Genomic DNA, 17,111 nt, shown 5'->3' with positions numbered 1-17,111 from the left:
TCGGCGCTTCGGCCACGACTTGGCCGGTGCTGTCTCGGGCTTCGCCGCGACGGGGCGGCCGGGGGGTGCGCGTCCCCCTCCCCGGAGGCGGACGGGTCATACGCGTTGACGGGTTGTTGATCGGCTTCCAGCAGAATCGGCGGCCATGGTCCCCGGGCTCACGGCCGTGCGGTCCGGGGGAGGGGTCGCCGCGAGACCTGCGCTTCGGACTCTCCGCCGTACCGCCCCGTTCGCCCGGGACCACCACCAGAACGCGACCACGTGACACTGGAGGAACGAATGACCGTTCGCGGAAATGTCGCCCGATGGGCGGCGGGGCTGCTCGGGGCCGTACTCTTCACCGTGCTCGGCGTGGGGACCGCCTTCGCGGCGATACCCATCGGCCAGTCCCGTACCGGCAAGATGACCTGGTACAACGACGCGGGCTTCGGCGCCTGCGGGACGCCCATCGACGCCTCGACGCAGGATCTGGTCGCGGTCTCCCACCAGTGGTGGACGGCGGCCAATCCCAACAACGACGAGCTGTGCGGCGGTATCTCCGTCGAGGTCACCTACAACGGCCGGACGATCACGGTGCCGGTCAAGGACAAGTGTCCGTCGTGCAGCGCGGAGCACATCGACCTCAGCCGGACCGCGTTCCAGAAGCTGGCCGCGACCGACCTCGGCGTGGTCAACGGGATCACCTGGAAGTTCGTCCGCGCCGGCGGTGGCGGTGCCTGCGCCACGGCGCCGAACTGGGCGCCCGGCACGAACTACCAGGCCGGCACGGTCGTCAAGTACGTCAATGGACGCCACTACATCGCCAAGCATGACAATCCGGGCTACGACCCCGTGATCAGCACCTGGTACTGGGAGCCCTACACCTGCTGACCCCCCGGCCCGACCCACGCCGTCACCCTACGGATGCGTAACGTGACCATCGCCATGATCGCGATGACGCGCGAAAGGACCCGCTCGCCATATGGCGAGCGGGTCCGGTGTCCCGCGATCAGTCTCCCGACATCGCCGCGGCCATCCGCAGATGCGGAGCCGCCTCCTCCGGTCGGCCCTGGCGCTCCAGGGTGCGCCCCAGCATCAGCCGCGCGTAGTGCTCCACGGGGTTCAGCTCCAGCACGGTACGGAGCTCCGACTCGGCCCGGCCGAGCTGGGCGGAGTGGTAGTAGGCGCGAGCGAGCAGCAGCCGCTGCGCGATCTGCTCCGGAGCCTCGGCGACGAGGCCGTCGAGGATGCGGACCACGGTCCGGTACTCCTTGGCTTCGAAGAACAGCTGCGCACGGTCCCACCGCTCGGCGGCGGTGCCGAATTCGAAGTAGGTCTCGCTCACTCGCTCTCTCCTTGTCAAGAGTCCTGTTCGGTCGCTTCTGAGACCGTCAACCGAAGCGGATAGTTTAATATTCCACCAGTGTTTGGGGCGTGGGGCCGACCACGGCCGCCCGTACAGGAATAGGTTGAGCGCCATGAGCAATCTCGATCGTCAGGCCGCCCTCTCCGTCTGCGGCGGTCGCGGATTCGTCGTCGCCGAGCCGGTCCGGGAGCTCCTCAGCCCCCGCCGGGTCAGACTCGGGGAGTCCACCGAGGTCCGCCGACTGCTGCCCAACCTCGGCCGCCGCATGGTCGGCGCCTGGGCCTTCGTCGACCACTACGGTCCGGACGACATCGCCGACGAGCCCGGGATGCAGGTGCCGCCCCACCCGCACATGGGTCTCCAGACCGTCAGTTGGCTCCACGACGGCGAGGTGCTGCACCGCGACAGCACCGGGAGCCTCGCCACCATCCGGCCGCGCGAACTCGGACTGATGACCTCGGGCCGGGCGATCAGCCACTCCGAGGAGAGCCCGAAATCCCATGCGCGCTTCCTCCACGGCGCCCAGCTCTGGGTGGCGCTGCCCGACTCCCACCGCCATGTGGACCCGCACTTCCAGCACCACGCCGACCTCCCTGAGCTCACCGCACCCGGCCTGACCGCCACGGTCCTCCTCGGCTCCCTCGACGGTGCCGTCTCGCCCGGCACCACTTACACCCCGATCGTCGGCGCCGACCTGGCCCTCACCGGTGGTGCGGAACTGAGCCTGCCGCTCGATCCCGACTTCGAGTACGCCGTGCTCGCCATGTCCGGCGAGGCCCACGTGGACGGCGTTCCGGTGCTCCCCGGCTCCATGCTCTACCTCGGCTGCGGTCGCACCGAACTACCCCTGCGCGCCGCGTCCGACGCCGGTCTGATGCTCCTCGGCGGCGAGCCGTTCGAGGAAGAGTTGATCATGTGGTGGAACTTCATCGGCCGTACCCAGGAAGAGATCCAGACGGCCCGTACGGAGTGGATGGAGGGCTCTCGCTTCGGTGAGGTGCGGGGGTACGACGGCGGTCCGCTGCCAGCTCCGGAGCTGCCTCCGGTGCCCCTGAAGGCGCGGGGACGGGTGCGCTGAACTGCGTAAATGTGCCGGCCTGGTTCCCCGACCGGGCCGGCCCGCAGTGTCACAGGCAGGTCGGCGCCGGGCGTCGGGCGGAGCCTCGGGAGGGCTCGCCGAGCTGTGCGGGCTTTCCCGGGTGCGGGCGGCTGTAGGCACCGCCGGTACGGCCGCGAGATCCGAACCAGTACCGGGATCAGGCCGCGACGAGCTTCTGCTCGTGGTCAGGTGTCTTGACCTTGGGCTTCTTGTTCGGCAGCGAGAGCCGGAAGACCTTGCGCCACGCGGAGAACACTTGCTTGGGCAGCGGCCCGGTGACGTATTCCAGCTCGTACTTCTCGAACAGCGCGCGCACCTTCACCGCGACCTCGGCGTACCGGTTGCTCGGCAGGTCCGGGAACAGGTGGTGCTCGATCTGGTGCGACAGGTTGCCGGTCATGAAGTGCATGGCCCTGCTGCCGCTGATGTTCGCCGAGCCCATCATCTGGCGCAGGTACCACTGGCCGCGCGTTTCGCCCTTGATCGATCGGCGCTCGAAGACCTGCACGCCTTCGGGGAAGTGCCCGCACATGATCACCGAGTGGGTCCAGAGGTTGCGGACCAGGTTCGCGGTGAAGGTGGCGGCGAGCGTGGTGAGGAACGACGGGCCCGACAGCAGCGGGTGGATCACGTAGTCCTTGAGTACCTGCTTGCGGATCTTGCGGCCCACGGCCCTGGCCCGCGCGCGGAACTCCGGGTTCTTGCGGCGGCGCTTGTGCAGGTTCTTGCCGAGCTCCAGGTCGTACGCTGCGATGCCGTACTCGAAGAAGCAGGCGTTGATGAAGTTCCACAGCGGCTGACCGAGGTGGAACGGGTGCCACCGCTGGTCCTCGTCGACGCGCATGATGCCGTAGCCGAGGTCGTTGTCCTTGCCGATCACGTTGGTGTACGTGTGGTGCACCTCGTTGTGCGAGTGCTTCCACTGATCGGCCGGGGAGACGTGATCCCACTCCCAGGTGGTGGAGTGGATCTTCGGGTCCCGCATCCAGTCCCACTGGCCGTGCAGGACGTTGTGGCCGATCTCCATGTTGTCCATGATCTTCGCCACGGACAGACAGGCGGTGCCGATCAGCCACGCGGGCGGGAAGATCGAGAACAGCAGCACGCCCCGGCTGGCCAGTTCGAGCTTGCGCTGCACCGAGATGACCTTGCGGATGTAGGCGGCGTCCTTCTCGCCGCGGTCGGCGATCACCTCGTCGCGGATCGCGTCCAGCTCGCGGCCGAGCTCCTCGATCTGCTCCGCGGTCAGGTGGGCGGTGGGGTCGATGGCGGTCACGGTGTTCCTACCGTTCTATGTCGCAGGGGCCCGCCGCAGCGGACACACAGGTCTGGATGAGGACGCCAGGCTCGGCCTCGGTGATCTCGCCGGTGCGCAGGTCGCGGACGGCGCCCGCCTTGAGCGGCGTGACACAGCCGAAGCAGATGCCCATGCGGCACCCGGAGGGCATCAGCACGCCGGCCTCCTCGCCGACGTCCAGCAACGGCGTGGCGCCGTCCGCGTCGACGGTCCTGCCGGTGGTGGTGAACGTGACCTCGCCACCGTCTCCGGTGACGACGATGCCGGGGCGGAAGCGTTCGGTGTGCAGACGCTCTGGTACGCCGTGCTCGGTCCAGTGGTCTTCGGTGGCGTCGAGCAGGCCCGCGGGCCCGCAGGCCCAGGTCTCGCGCTCGGCCCAGTCGGGCACGAGTTCGTCGAGACGGGCGATGTCGAGCATGCCGTCTGTGTCGGTGTGCACCTCGGTGAGACGCAGGTTCTTGTCCGCGACCAGGTCGTGCAGATCATTTCGGAAGATCACGTCCTGCGGCTGTGGCGCGCAGTGGACCATGACGACGTCGTCGAACTCGGTGTCGCGCAGCATGCCCATTACCGGTGTGATGCCGCTGCCGGCCGTCAGGTAGAGGACCTTGGGGGGCTTGGCCTCCGGCAGCACGAAGTCGCCGGTGGCCTGGTCGAGCTGGATCAGCGTGCCCGGTTTCACCCTGCGGACCAGATGGTTGCTGACCCTGCCGCCCGGGATCGCCTTCACGGTGATCGTGACGCGGCCGTCCTGGCGGTTTGTCGGCGAGGTGATGGAGTAGGCACGCCACAGACGCACCCCGTCGACGTCGAGCCCGATCCGCACATATTGACCGGCCTTGTGGCCACGCCAGCCCCGTCCCGGCCTGATCACGATGGTCGCGGCGTCACTCGTCTCGGGGTGCACGGCCTCGATGCGCCCACGCAGGTCGGCGCCCGCACGCAGCGGACTGACCAGGTCGAGGTAGTCCGACGGCAGCAGCGGCGTCGTGACCATCTCCAGCAGTTTCCACGCCCTGCTGCGGAGGGCTGTACTCGTCATGATCCCAGCTTGATACGCCTCAGGGCGTAAAGTCCTACCCGTAGGGCGTGAATCTGGTCGGCTTAATTGTTCGCAGGGAACAAAACATGGGGCATGCAATCCGGAGGGCCACCGAACTGGCCCTGGACGAGACAACGGTCACCGCGCTTCGGGCCGCGCTGAAGAGCACTGCCGACGAGGTCGTCCAGGCGATCATCGACGAGGTCCCTCCCTACGCCAACGCTCTTTCGGGCCGCATGGGTGGCACCATCCGCCGATCCGTCCGCACCGCCCTGGGGCACTACTTGGACCTCGCGAGCGGTGACGCCACCGGCGGTGACGCCGGTGACGCGGCCTATGAGCTGGGCCGCGGCGAGGTGCGCGACGGCCGTTCGATGGACGCCCTTCTCAGCGCCTACCGTGTCGGCGCCCGCGTGGCCTGGCGTTGCCTGGCAGCGGGTGCCGTGCCCGCAGGTCTGCCCGCTGCCGAGGTCGCCAAGTTCGCCGAACTGACCTTCGCCTACATTGACGAGCTCTCCGCCGCGAGTGCCGCGGGCCACGCCGACGAACTGGCCGCCCGGGGCCGGGCCCACGAGCTCCACCTGGAACACCTGGCCCACGATCTCCTCGCCGGCGCGAGCCCGGACGTGCTGCTGGCCTCTGCTCAACGGGCAGGGTGGCAGCCTCCGGTTTCACTGACCGCGGTCCTGCTGCCCGCTGCCCAGGCCCGGCCTGCCTACCGCGCGCTCGACCCGGCCACCCTCGTCCTCGACGACCTGCCGGACGCCACCGGTGTGCTGCTCGTCCCCGATGCCGACCGATCACATCTCTTGAGCCGGCTGGCCGACCGCACCGCCGTGGTCGGCCCGGCCCGACCATGGACTAGAGCGTCCGCCTCGTACGCACGAGCCGTACGCGCGCGCTCCCTCTCCTCTGATGTTCGCGACACCGAGGATCACCTGCCCGAGCTGGTGCTGAGCGCCGACGTGGACGCGTTCGCAGACCTGCGTGCGCGAGCTCTCGCACCATTGCGGACCTTGCCTGTCGCGACGGCACAGCGGCTGGAGGAGACGTTGCGGGCGTGGCTGCTGCACCAGGGCAGACGGGACGAGGTGGCGGCGGCGTTGTTCGTCCATCCCCAGACAGTCCGATACCGGATGTCGCAGCTACGGGAGCTGTTTCCGGACCTCGCATCGCCGCACCGGGTCCTTGAACTGACACTGGCGGTCGGTCTTCGGGTTGGCTGACCCGTACTTCGACCGTCCACGACTGCGTCCCTGAGCGATCCGGGAATCGTGCCTCGGTCTCGGTGCCGCCGGCTTGCTCATGCGGCCCGGGGAAGAGAGCGGTGCTGGCCAGCTGAGACCGTGGGAGTGATGTGAAAACCGGACAAGGCATTGGGAAGCCGGTCGGGGGCGCTGTCTCTGAGGACCGGGGTGGCGGATACGGCTCGACCGGGTGGAGGGCGCTGTCCTGGCGCGAGCTGACCCACGGGCGCGCGGCGGGCTCCAGCTCGGTGACCGGCGGAGTGTGGGTCGCCGCAGGCTGCTCCACGACCATCGAGCAGCCGACAGGGGTGGGCCGACGCCGGCTCTACTGTTCGGACAAAATGCGGCACCCGTCACCGCAAACAGCGCCGGGCGAGCAGCCTCCCGGCCGGCCTCGACGCTGACACCTACGCACTCAAACAGGCATACGCCCTGGAGCGCCGGGTCGCGGAACTGGTGAGCCTCATCCGTCAAGGACGCCCACTCGAAGCCCTCCTGATGCTGCAAACCATGCAGAGCGACCACGCATGCGTACGCGCAGCCGTGGCGTCGACCGCTCCTACCTCTCCCGCATCGTCAGCGGCGAACGCAGCCCCTCCTGGAACGTCACCCGCGAACTCGCCCTCGCCTGCGACGCCGACCCTGTAGAACCACGCCCCCTGTGGGACGCGGCCCGCGGCCTCACCGCAGCACAACCCACCGGATTCCACGCCGCCCTTCGCGGCATGAACCTCGCAGCCGGCCGCCCCACCCCCACCACCCTCCGCACCAGAACCGGCAACGCACTGTCCGAAGCCGACGTCACCGGCCTCCTGAACGGCACCCACGTCACCGAATGGCCCCTCGTCGCCCGCCTCATCACCGCCGTGGGAGCCCACACCGACACCATCCACCCCCAACGAAACCCTCCCGTGACCACCCCAACCCGCCAACCAACCCCACCGCACCCCACCGAGCCCCTCCACCTCCTCATGCCCCCCGCCTTCGAGGCATTCCACACCCTCCACCACCCCCTCTACCTCAGCTACGCCCACGCGCACCTGAACACCAGGGCGGCACAGACAGCCGTCCGTACGGCCTTCGGAGTCATCGCCACGCACTGGCCCTATGTGCTTCCTCCACCTGGAGAAGAGCAACCCGGACATCGACGTCGACCTCGAGAACGGCCGCCGTGAAGAGGTCATCCAGCGTCCTCGTCGGTACCGTCCTGTCCACGGGAGCGGGCGATCCGGCGCAGCCGATGGTGCCGTCCGGGTCCGGCCTCGGAGATCGCCTCGCCTACCATTGCCCGTACCGCATCCCGTACGCCGCGCAGCGCTTGGCCGCGTGCGGGTCCGGCGCCGGGGTCCGCACGCAGTTCCTTGAGCAGCGCCCAGCACAGCAGCAGCATGACCACCGCGAAGGGCAGCGCCACCAGGATCGTCGCGGTCTGGAGCGAGGACAGCCCGCCGGCCACCAGCAGCACGGCCGCCACCGCCGCCATCAGTACGCCCCAGACGACCACGAGCCAGGTCCGCGGCGTCAGCGCGCCTCTGCTGGTCAGCGATCCCATCACCAGTGACGCGGAGTCAGCGCTGGTCACGAAGTACGTCATCACGAGCAGCATCGCCACCCAGGACGTGACCGCCCCCAGTGGCAGCGCGTCCAGCATCGCGAACAGCGACGCCTCTTCCCCCTCCTTGAGCTTCGCCGCCATGTCGACCTCGCCGGTCGCGTCCAGCCGGATGCCGGTGCCGCCCATCACACAGAACCAGACGACGGTGGCCCCGCTCGGGACGAGCAGCACCCCGATCAGGAACTCCCGGATGCTCCGGCCCCGGGAGATGCGCGCGATGAAGGTTCCCACGAACGGTGCCCAGGAGAGCCACCACGCCCAGTAGAAGATCGTCCAGGAACCCAGCCAGGTGCTGTCCGTGAAGGCGCCGGTCCGGGTCGCCATCGTGACCAGCTGGCTGACATAGCCGCCGAGGCTCGCCGGGATCGCGTCCAGGATGTAGACGGTCGGTCCGAGCACGAACACGAAGAGCATCAGACACGCCGCGAGGACGATGTTCATGGTGCTCAGCCACTTCACGCCCTTGTGGAGTCCGGTGAACGCGGAGATCACGAAGGCCGCGGACAGGGAGACGATGATGAGCAGTTGCACTGTCGTCGAGTCCTCCACACCCGCGGTGAGGTTGAGGCCCTTCGCGACCTGGAGGGTGCCCACCCCCAGGCTCGTGGCGGTCCCGAACACGGTCGCGAACACCGCCAGCAGGTCGATCAGCTGACCGGGCCGGCCGTTGGCCCGGCGTTCCCCGAGCAAGGGAACGAACACCGAGCTGAGCCGGTTGCCGCGGCCCTTGCGGAAGCTCGCGTAGGCGAGCGCGAGGCCCGCGATCCCGTAAATCGCCCACGGAGTGAGCGTCCAGTGGAAGAACGAGTACTCCAGCCCTGTTCCCGCCGCCGCGCCGGTGCGCGGCTCCACTCCGCTGCCCGGGGGCGGTGCCAGATAGTGGGTAAGGGGTTCACCGACGCCGTAGAACATCAGGCCGATCCCCATGCCCGCGCTGAACATCATCGCGATCCACGCGAGATTGGTGAACTCCGGCTCGCTGTCGTCCGTGCCGAGCCTGATCCGACCGTAGCGGGAGAAGGCGAGCAGGACGCACAGGACGAGGAAGGCGTCCGCCGCGATCACGAACAGCCAGGCGAAGTTCCCCAGCACCCAGTCCAGGGCTGAGCTGGACGCGCTGTCGAAGGACTCCTTCCCGATGGCCGCCCACGCGACGACGCCGAGGACGACCGCGACGCCGACCACCACGACCACCACGTCGGGGGATGTGTCCCGGCCGTCGGGGCGGTGGGGCTCCTCCGGCCGCTCTGACTCTTCGATCGATTCACTGCTCACCGGGGTCACTATGGCGGGGAAAAAGCCGTCATGTACCCATGGCACGCCGGTTACCCCACCCGTGCGGATTCCCACGTTCCCCGGACCGATACCCATGGTCGCCGTCGCCGTCGCCGTTGCGCGGGTACGCGGTCGCCATCCGTGCCTGTCTCGACAGCGCCCCCGCACCTCACTCGCCCGAAAGGGCTCACCTCGCCCCTCGTGGACGCCATCCCGGGCACCGGCTTCGGCTGGTACTGGCCGTACGAGAACCGCTCCACGGTCACGCACCTCCTCACCGCTCCGCCTTCGTGGGCCGTACGACCACGGCCCGCGCGGTCGTGCCCAGGCGGGTGCTCCATGATCACCCGTGAACTGCCCAGTGCCGGAGTGGCTTCCCGTGCGCCGGGACGTGAACGGCTCACGGAGCAGTAAGGTCCGGGCCGCCAAGGTGGGCCCAAGTGGAGTTGCGTACAAGGAGCGGCTGGCCGCCGAGGAGAAGGCGAACGAGTAACTCGGGGACTTCCGCGCCCAGGCCCTCGCCCGGCTTGCCGCTCAGTACGAGGAAATCGTCCACCTCCGGGCCACAGCCGCCGGAACGGCATCCGTGACACGACTTCCCGCAGCCCGCTCCGCCGTGATCGGCTCCTGCAGTGACCGACATGACGAGAGGAGTCGGGGTGATCTGGATCACGATGTCAGTAGCTCAATGCAACACGCCAGGGAGTCTGCATTGCGAATCCAGCGCTCACTCCGGCCCTGCTCAATCGCAACACGCAGTCCACCGCACACGGTCTCTGCGGACACAAGGCACACTTCCCTGACTCACCTCGGCGAGGCGGGGCCGAGCCTGCTGATGCTGATGGCGAAGTCCCGGCACAAGAAGCCGGAGAATGTACGCCGCTACTTCAAGCCCTCTGCCGAAGCCATCGCTGAAATCACCAGTCTGCTTGCGCCGGGCGACAGCAGACGCTGATGGGACTGTCGCCCCCCACCGGTCGGCGACGTCATCGGTCCACCACCCGAATGCGGCGGGCTTAGCGAGAATCGTAGGCGGTCTCTGTCTCTTCGGTGTCCCGGTCCTCGACACGCGCTGACTCTCCCAGCGCGGGGGCTGTTACCTGTGTCCGCGCGCGACGACCGAAGAGGCAGCCGACCGCGGCGATCACCGCCGCAGTTCCGGCTACCAGCAGCACTGCGCGGTGGTCCACGAGGGCCAGCAGGCCCGCTCCGGCGGCCAGGGCAATGGCATTGGGGGCAAAGAGAAGGGTGTTGGCGGTGGCTGCCACTCTGCCCACGAGCTGGCCCGGCGTCTCGCGTTGGACGGCTGTCATGGCTGCGATCAGCACACAGGGCAGCCCCGCGCCGATCATCGCGCTGGCAAGCAGGACCACTGGCACCGAGGGGACAACGCGCAGAGCAACGCCCACCGCGAACAGCATGATCCCGGCTGCGGCGAAGACCCGTTCGGGCATCCGCCGCAGCAGAGCACCGGCGAACAGCCCGATGACCACGGAGCCGATGCCCTGCACGGCGTAGAGGACCCCGGCGAAGGCGGGCGGACGGTGGAGACCACCATCGACCACTGCATACACCGACGCTCCGTTCAGCCCGGCCACGCCCATAGCCGCGGCCCCGGCCAGCACCAGCCGCCACAGAACCGGGTGATGTCGCAGATAACGGATTCCCTCGACCGCCTGAGTGCTCCATCGTTGGGCCTCAGCCGGGCGGGGCGCGGGTTCCGACACGCGCATGAGGGCGAAAGCTATCGCGGCAAGCACGAAGGTGACCGCATCCAGCAGGGCCACTGCTGTGCCGCCGAACTGGACGAACAGAAGCGCGCCCAGAAGTGGGGCGACCAGTTTCATTCCCTCGTTCGCCGTCATCCGCAGGCCGTTGAAGTCGCCGCGCAGTGTCTCCGGTACAGCGGTCGCTACCAGTGCGGCCTCTGCCGCATCCAGCAGCACCGAGCTGGTGCCGTACACGATCAATACAGCAAACAGAATCCAGATCTGGTCGCTGGAACGGACGGCGAGAAGCGGCAGCAGAACCACGGCCATGCCGAGATTGGTCCAGATCAGCAACGGCCGCCGGCGCACCCGGTCGGCCAGTGTGCCGATCAGCGGGCCGAACAGAATGGGCGCCCATACGCAGAAGGTCGTCAGGGCAGCCAGACTGTCCGACCCGGTGAGTGACTTGGTCCACACACCGGCTGCCAGGGCCATAGCAGAGCTGCCGAAGCCCGAGACCACCACACCGCTCAGGTAAAACACCACATTGCGGTCGCGTAAGACCCGCCCTCCGCCCCAGCCCATCCCCTTACCCCTTCCGCCGCCACGAAGACCCAGGCGTCCCTCGCCCGGCGTACGGAAAGCATTGTGCCCGCAGCACCAGGGCGGAGGCAGGCCGCGCCTGTACCGATGGGATCAGCCGCAACAGCCAACCGCTCTCTTCGTCACTCCTCGCCGGGGGTTGCCGGATCGCGCAGAGGGCGCAGGCCATCCAGCAGCTCGGGGAGCTGAAAAGAGTACCGGCCGAGCATGTTGAGCCCCTTCGCGCCCGGCGACACGGCGGCGACACCGAACAGGGTGCCCGGGGAGGCCGCGGCCTCCGACCTGAGCACCGGGCGGACCAGCGCCCGGAGGATGCCGGCCTCCAGGACCTCCCCCGCCCAGTCCGCGGAATCCGGCACCAAAGCAAAGACGAGTTGAGCGCGTTGCGCGAAATCCGGCGTTGTGTAGTTCTGCGTGATGGACGGGTGGACGAAGCTGACCCGTTTTTCAATCCGGTGCCCCCTGGAAGAACTGCGTTCCGTACGCTCACTGCGGCTGACAGGCGGGGTGGCACAGGCTGAGCGGATCCGGCCACGGCCACCGGGTGGATCAGCCGTTGGCCAGGGTCATGAGGAATTGTGTCTCCGCATCGTCTCGCCCTGAGCACAGTCCGGGGACCGCGTTGGGGGCGGCCAGGGCCCGGCACCAGTTCAGCAGACGGTGAGGAGACAGGTCAGGGACCAGCGCCGCCAGCTTCTCGATCCTCTGCTCCAGCAGGTCCGGATCTGTAACTCCGTCGAGCACCCAGTCCACAGCGTCGAAGTCTGGGTCGCCCCACGTCGGCCTCGGGTCGATCGCCACCATGCGGGCGTCCGGACCCGACAACACGTTGGCCGGATGGAGATCGCCATGCACGAGTCCAACGGGCCCACTGGCGGCAAGTTCCAGGGCCGCTGCTCTGGCCTGACCCAGCGCCGTTCGGATAGGCCGGCCGCTCACGCGGGCGGCCGCCAGCCTGCGATCGGTCAAGTCGAACAGGAAGCCGATCCGGTGTGAGAGAGGCTGCAATACCGAGTGTTCTCGCGGCACGGGAGGCGAGACCCGCAGGTCTCGCAGCAGGGCCGCGACCTCAGGCACGTTCCAAGCGAGCTGCCGCACCGGCACTCCCGGTTCCACGTTCTCCAGCAGCAGGGCCCCCGCAGCGAGGTCCACCGCCAGCAGAGTGACAACCGACGGCGTATCAGCCCAGGCTCGCAGGGCTTCCGCCTCCTCGCGGGCGATCAAGGGCTCCGGCGTGAGCTTCATCCACACCGAGGCGCCCGTGTCTCGCTGCAAGCAGCGGAACACTCGCGAGGTGCCGCCGCCCCCCGCCGCGACAAGATCCAGATTCCAACGAGCAGCGAGTTCATGGACGAGCGTCGGCAGCCCGTCACACCAACCAAGCACGTCAGCGCCGAACCGAACGACGAACCGGTCCCGGACCTCCGGCGCGACGCAGACCAACTCTCTCACCACGTCCCCCCAGATGGCCGATGCAGTTCCTGCGCATCCTATGAGCACGGTCCACGCATGCCCACACATTTCACTGTCACGGAGCGTGAAGAGAAATCGAGCCGAAGCACCAGCGCCCCCGGCCCGGAGCGAACATGCTCCTCACGCACGTCGGCGGCACAGGCGCGGCGCCGTTCTACGGCCTCAGGCCGCTGGAGTGGTGCTCCCTGCTGGTCATGGATCCCCGCGGGGAACCGGGGGAGCCCTGCGGGTTGTACCACGCGGGACCAGCACACGAACGCCGATCTCTTCCTCCACGTCATTGAGATGGGCTACACCGACCTATGCGTCATCGCGGTGACGGCCCCCTCGCTGGTCGCGTCCTCACCGGTAACAGCGACGGGTTCTGGGGTCCCGACGTCTCCTCCGCCATCGGCTTCCTCGACTGGTACGAACGCTGTCTCAACCACATGAACGCCGGGCGCGACAACCAGGCCCCGGAATGCACCTCACCTCAACTCCGCGCCCACCCGAACCGACATCGCACAGCCCCGAAAATCTGACCTCCCGCCATCACTCCGCCGAGCAGGTCACCGCTGTGCCTCAGGATCGCTCCCGGGCCGACCCACAAGCAGAAGTAGCTGCCTGCTGCCAGCACTCTCCCAAGGTGCCGGCAGCATCTGGCCATCGCACCACCGCGCTCAAAGAAGCTGGACCGCCCCCAGCCGGCACGGCACCCCACGACGCCCCTGACCCTGGTGCAAGTGACCGCTGCCACCACCGTGACGTGGCCCGACGGTCGATCGAGGCAAGGCGGTCTGTGACGCCCCTCCGGTCGGTGGTGGCGAATTCTCAGTGGGTGGGCGCAGGGGGCATGCAGCCCGTCTCGGGGTAGTGGCCGTTGACGTTGGCCCAGGTCTGGGAACCGCTGACGACTCCGGTGACACAGGAGGTCCTGCCGATCCAGATGCCGTAGGTACTGCCTTTGGCCCTCTCCATGGAGGTTCCGATCAGCAGCTGCTCGACGGACACCTGGGCGGGGGCGGCGAGCCTTTCGAGTACGGGCCGCACCTGCGAAGGGCTGATCCGGCCGTTTCGGCGCAGCTCCTCCAGTGCCTGTTCGACGTGACCTGCCGTTCGGCGGGCCTGCGTCTCGTCCTGCGGGCTCATCTCGCCGGGCCGCCGCGCCCGGCTGTTGTCGGCGTAGTTCGGTGGGGCGTCGGGCCCCGGCGTGGCCCGGCTGGAGGTACGGGGGTCCGGCTCGACGGATGCGTTGGCGCCGTTGAGGTTGACGAACAGGTCGTCCGTGGATGTCCCGCACCCGGTCACAGCGAGCGCGGTGACCGCGATGGTGATGGTGAACTTCCGTAAAGGCATGGACCCATCCTCGCGCCCTGGCGCTGAGAATCCATGACTGTCGGCGCGCTCACCTTCGTTCCGGGGGAGCGATGAAGTGCACGGGGACCCTCCTCCACACCAGCCCAGGGGCACTTCTCATCACGCACAGAAATCACATGCGCCACAGGGGTTGCTCGCGTCCCAATCACCGTGGTGATATGCCAGCCACCTTTACCGATGCGGGTTCGATGCCAACGGCACACTCCGTCAGATGTAAGGCCCGATGGAGGCCGTTCGCACCCCCACTCAGCCTGCCACCATGAGCGAGGAGTGCGAATGAGACGCAGCCGACGACGGCTCCGCTGGAATGCTCTCGGAGTTCTGGCCGCCTGCCTGATGGCGCTGAGTGTTCTGGCGGGCCAGCTGGCAGCCGCGGACTCGAACACGGCGGTATCCCGCGGAGGCGACCCACCGCGCCTGGGGGAATCCGTGCGCGCGGGCATCGCCCATCAGGCCAGAGAGCCACGACGCGAGGACGCCGCCTCGCCCGACGTCATGGCCCCAGCGGCACCTGTGGCAGGTCCGGTCGCCGCGCTGCCCCGGAAACACGACTTCCGTGCTCTGCCTCCGGGAAACAGGAACAAGGAAGACAAACAGAGCTGCGACAACGTCAGAAAGAACCTGCGATCGTTGTCGGCCCAGGGGAAGAAGAGTGTCACCTGCTTCGAATGGGGAACGGCTGAGAAAAGCGACACGGCCAAGCTCCGCGACACCATCGCACCATCCGGGAACGGACATGTGTGGTGCGAGGACCAGCCGCGTGACATCACCTATGTGACCCGGACATCGATCTGCGAACACCACAACCTGATCATCATGATCGTGAACACCCTCACGGGCATGGTGCTGGGCAGCGTCCACGGCCGGGTCAAGCAGGAGATCAACACCAGCGCCAGCCAGACCCAGTTCGACGACTACTTCTACGTCACGGTCGACGCCGTCACCAGCATCGCTGAGACAGGCATGACCATGAAGGTGGAATCCGAATGCGGACCGGCCAGTCAATGCAGCCAGGGGACGGGCCCCTGGGTCGGTCACCTGCCCATCAGTACCGGCCTCTCCCTCGACGGTATGTGGCTCAGGTCCTGGACCGGAACCACCAACCCCGAAGAACTACTGATTCAGTACCACCTGCATGTGGTCTTTCCCGGCGCTACCTCCGGATCGACAAGCTGGGGTCTGGAGAGCAGAGACTTCACGCTCAGGTGCGACAACATCATCACCAGCTTCGCGGGCTGCGTCGTGCCTCGGTTCACACCGACGTTCACCGTCTCGCACGCGTACCCGGCCGCCCGGGAATACATTGGACGCGTACAGCACTCACTGAGTTCGCACCTCGGCTGGGAAGGGCGCGGAAGCCCTCTGCATCGCGAGGGAGACCCCGCCGTGGCGAACGCGAACCGGAACAAGGTCTGCGACTCCACCTGGGTGAAGGAGGACCGCTTCGGCGGGAAGCCGGCCGGAGACCCCTTGGCTATCGAGTGCGACGAATGGCCCTTCGCCGCCACAAAGGAGAGCGGAGGCCAGATCGGGATCGGCTCCGGCAAAGAATGTCAGCAGTGGACGATATGGCCCGGCGGCACGGGAGAATGGAAGACCGTTGACTTCCCCGCACCGGCGTACGCGGCGCCCCACGGCACAGCGGCGTGCGCCCGTGCCAGCATGCCCAGACGCGACAACGGAGGCGTCGGCGGGGCGCTGAGCAGCTTCTACCAGACAAACCGGGTGCTGAACAACGATCCCTTCTGGGTCGACTCCGGCGCCCAGTACATCAACACGCCCCAGAAGACGCACTCCCCGCAGACGTGCACGGTTCGGACCCCCGCCGTCTCAGCCGTCCAACCGGCCGCGTCCCCGCAGAGCACCTTCTCCAACTACGCGTCATCCACATCATCAGGATGGACCGGCGGTGACTCCACCTACTCCGTCAAACTCCCCGACGGTAGGCTGCTGTGGCTGTTCTCCGACACCTTTCTGGGGCCGCTCAACCCCAATGGGACACGCCCGATCAGCGCACCATTCGTGAACAACTCCTTCGTCATGCAGGACGGATCAAACCTCACCACCATCACGGGCGGATCTGCGGCGAATCCCAAATCGATCATGCCTCCGGAATCAGCCAATCACTGGTTCTGGCTGGGAGGAGGGAAAATCACCACCCGCGGATCTGCAAACTATCTGCAGGTGATCTTCCATGAGTGGCACAAATTCGGCGCTGGCGTCTGGGACTTCGCACACAAACGCAACGTCGTCGCCACCTTCTCGCTCTCGAATCTCACGGCACCCATCTCCGTCGAGCCCCTCCCGTCGACACAAAAAATACAATGGGGATCCGGCATCACCCCATCCACCGTCTCCGGAGACGGCTACACGTACATCTACGGCGTCGACGATGCCGGCTACAAAAAGAAGATGCACATCGCCAGAGTCAAGGGCGGCGACCTCAGCAGCGTATGGGAGTTCTACGACAAACCCAGCAACCGCTGGGTCCTCAGTGAAAATCAGGCAGCACCCATCCTCACCGGAGTCTCCAACGAATACAGTGTCACCCCGTGGAACGGCCAGTTCATCCTGTTCACCCAGAACAGCAATGAAGCCTTCAGCGCCCAGACCCACGCCTTCGCAGCCTGTGACCCGGCCGGTCCCTTCCTGAACCAGACCCTCGTCTACACCATGCCCGAGACCGGGCCGTGGGGAAGCTACCAGGACTCCGACGTCTTCGCGTACAACGCCCACATCCACCCCTCCCTCACCCGCAACGGAAACAACTTCACCTTCAGCTACAACGTGAACAGCATGGACAACAGGGTTGACCCCCTGGGAGCCCACTACCGGGATCCGAGCATCTACAAACCGCGATGGGTGTCCTTCACCCTGAACTAGAAGAAAGCCGCGCTACCCGCTGAGCGACCGTCCGGCCATCGGCGTTGAGAGAAGGCCACGTGCCGGGCAGGGGCCGGGGGCTGCGGTACGCACCCCGGCCCCAGCACAGGTGCCCCCTCACCCCAGCCCTCCGCAGGCCCAACGAGTCACAGACCCTGACACGGCAT

The 17,111-nt window shown here is 67.4% G+C and carries 13 protein-coding genes and 1 pseudogene; 6 read left to right on the top strand and 8 right to left on the bottom strand.

What is annotated here, in order from left to right:
• Positions 1 to 279 precede the first annotated feature (279 nt).
• Positions 280 to 870 (top strand): cysteine/serine endopeptidase inhibitor, encoded by a 591-nt coding sequence (locus ACH4S7_RS35265; RefSeq protein ID WP_398525496.1) that lies wholly within the window; start codon positions 280 to 282, stop codon positions 868 to 870.
• 118 nt (positions 871 to 988) lie between these two features.
• Here ACH4S7_RS35265 and ACH4S7_RS35260 read toward each other — a convergent pair whose 3' ends face one another.
• Positions 989 to 1,324: a tetratricopeptide repeat protein gene (locus ACH4S7_RS35260; RefSeq protein WP_398525495.1), complete on the bottom strand. Its 336-nt coding sequence runs from the start codon at positions 1,322 to 1,324 to the stop codon at positions 989 to 991.
• 133 nt (positions 1,325 to 1,457) lie between these two features.
• Between ACH4S7_RS35260 and ACH4S7_RS35255 the strand changes: the two genes are divergently transcribed.
• Entirely contained in the window at positions 1,458 to 2,423 is a 966-nt protein-coding gene (locus ACH4S7_RS35255; RefSeq protein ID WP_398525494.1) for a pirin family protein, read from the top strand.
• A 178-nt stretch (positions 2,424 to 2,601) separates the two neighbouring features.
• Here the strand turns inward: ACH4S7_RS35255 and ACH4S7_RS35250 are convergent, their stop codons facing one another.
• Together ACH4S7_RS35250 and ACH4S7_RS35245 are read right to left on the bottom strand one after the other, a co-directional pair.
• Entirely contained in the window at positions 2,602 to 3,720 is a 1,119-nt protein-coding gene (locus ACH4S7_RS35250) for a fatty acid desaturase family protein (RefSeq protein WP_398525493.1), read from the bottom strand.
• Between the two features lie 7 nt (positions 3,721 to 3,727).
• Positions 3,728 to 4,783 (bottom strand): ferredoxin reductase, encoded by a 1,056-nt coding sequence (locus ACH4S7_RS35245; RefSeq protein ID WP_398525492.1) that lies wholly within the window; start codon positions 4,781 to 4,783, stop codon positions 3,728 to 3,730.
• Between the two features lie 86 nt (positions 4,784 to 4,869).
• Here ACH4S7_RS35245 and ACH4S7_RS35240 point away from each other — a divergent pair, with 86 nt between their 5' ends.
• The gene (locus ACH4S7_RS35240) at positions 4,870 to 6,009 is read left to right on the top strand and encodes a PucR family transcriptional regulator (RefSeq protein ID WP_398525491.1); all 1,140 of its coding nucleotides are present in this window, start codon (positions 4,870 to 4,872) and stop codon (positions 6,007 to 6,009) included.
• 548 nt (positions 6,010 to 6,557) lie between these two features.
• Positions 6,558 to 7,205 (top strand): helix-turn-helix domain-containing protein, encoded by a 648-nt coding sequence (locus ACH4S7_RS35235; protein ID WP_398525490.1) that lies wholly within the window; start codon positions 6,558 to 6,560, stop codon positions 7,203 to 7,205.
• Positions 7,206 to 7,210: 5 nt separating this feature from the next.
• Here ACH4S7_RS35235 and ACH4S7_RS35230 read toward each other — a convergent pair whose 3' ends face one another.
• On the bottom strand, positions 7,211 to 8,920 hold the full coding sequence (locus ACH4S7_RS35230) for a BCCT family transporter (protein ID WP_398525489.1): 1,710 nt from the start codon (positions 8,918 to 8,920) through the stop codon (positions 7,211 to 7,213).
• 787 nt (positions 8,921 to 9,707) lie between these two features.
• On the opposite strand from ACH4S7_RS35230, the pseudogene ACH4S7_RS35225 reads away from it, so the two are divergent.
• Positions 9,708 to 9,875, top strand: a pseudogene (locus ACH4S7_RS35225) (site-specific integrase); the annotation flags it as partial.
• A 61-nt stretch (positions 9,876 to 9,936) separates the two neighbouring features.
• Here ACH4S7_RS35225 and ACH4S7_RS35220 read toward each other — a convergent pair.
• The 4 genes from ACH4S7_RS35220 to ACH4S7_RS35205 form a co-directional block, all read right to left on the bottom strand.
• Positions 9,937 to 11,214, bottom strand: a complete 1,278-nt coding sequence (locus tag ACH4S7_RS35220; protein WP_398525488.1) for an MFS transporter — start codon at positions 11,212 to 11,214, stop codon at positions 9,937 to 9,939.
• A gap of 140 nt (positions 11,215 to 11,354) precedes the next feature.
• Positions 11,355 to 11,591, bottom strand: coding sequence for a hypothetical protein (locus tag ACH4S7_RS35215; RefSeq protein WP_398525487.1), 237 nt, complete (start codon positions 11,589 to 11,591; stop codon positions 11,355 to 11,357).
• Positions 11,592 to 11,781: 190 nt separating this feature from the next.
• Entirely contained in the window at positions 11,782 to 12,684 is a 903-nt protein-coding gene (locus ACH4S7_RS35210) for an aminoglycoside phosphotransferase family protein (RefSeq protein ID WP_398525486.1), read from the bottom strand.
• A gap of 831 nt (positions 12,685 to 13,515) precedes the next feature.
• A complete protein-coding gene (locus ACH4S7_RS35205; protein WP_398525485.1) occupies positions 13,516 to 14,040 on the bottom strand; it encodes a hypothetical protein in 525 nt (174 codons plus the stop codon).
• Between the two features lie 297 nt (positions 14,041 to 14,337).
• On the opposite strand from ACH4S7_RS35205, the gene ACH4S7_RS35200 reads away from it, so the two are divergent.
• Positions 14,338 to 16,944 (top strand): hypothetical protein, encoded by a 2,607-nt coding sequence (locus tag ACH4S7_RS35200; RefSeq protein ID WP_398525484.1) that lies wholly within the window; start codon positions 14,338 to 14,340, stop codon positions 16,942 to 16,944.
• The last annotated feature ends 167 nt before the right edge of the window (positions 16,945 to 17,111 follow it).

This window comes from Streptomyces sp. NPDC020965 (assembly GCF_044333555.1).
Taxonomy (GTDB): domain Bacteria; phylum Actinomycetota; class Actinomycetes; order Streptomycetales; family Streptomycetaceae; genus Streptomyces.
This window is presented reverse-complemented; position numbering and strand designations above follow the sequence as displayed.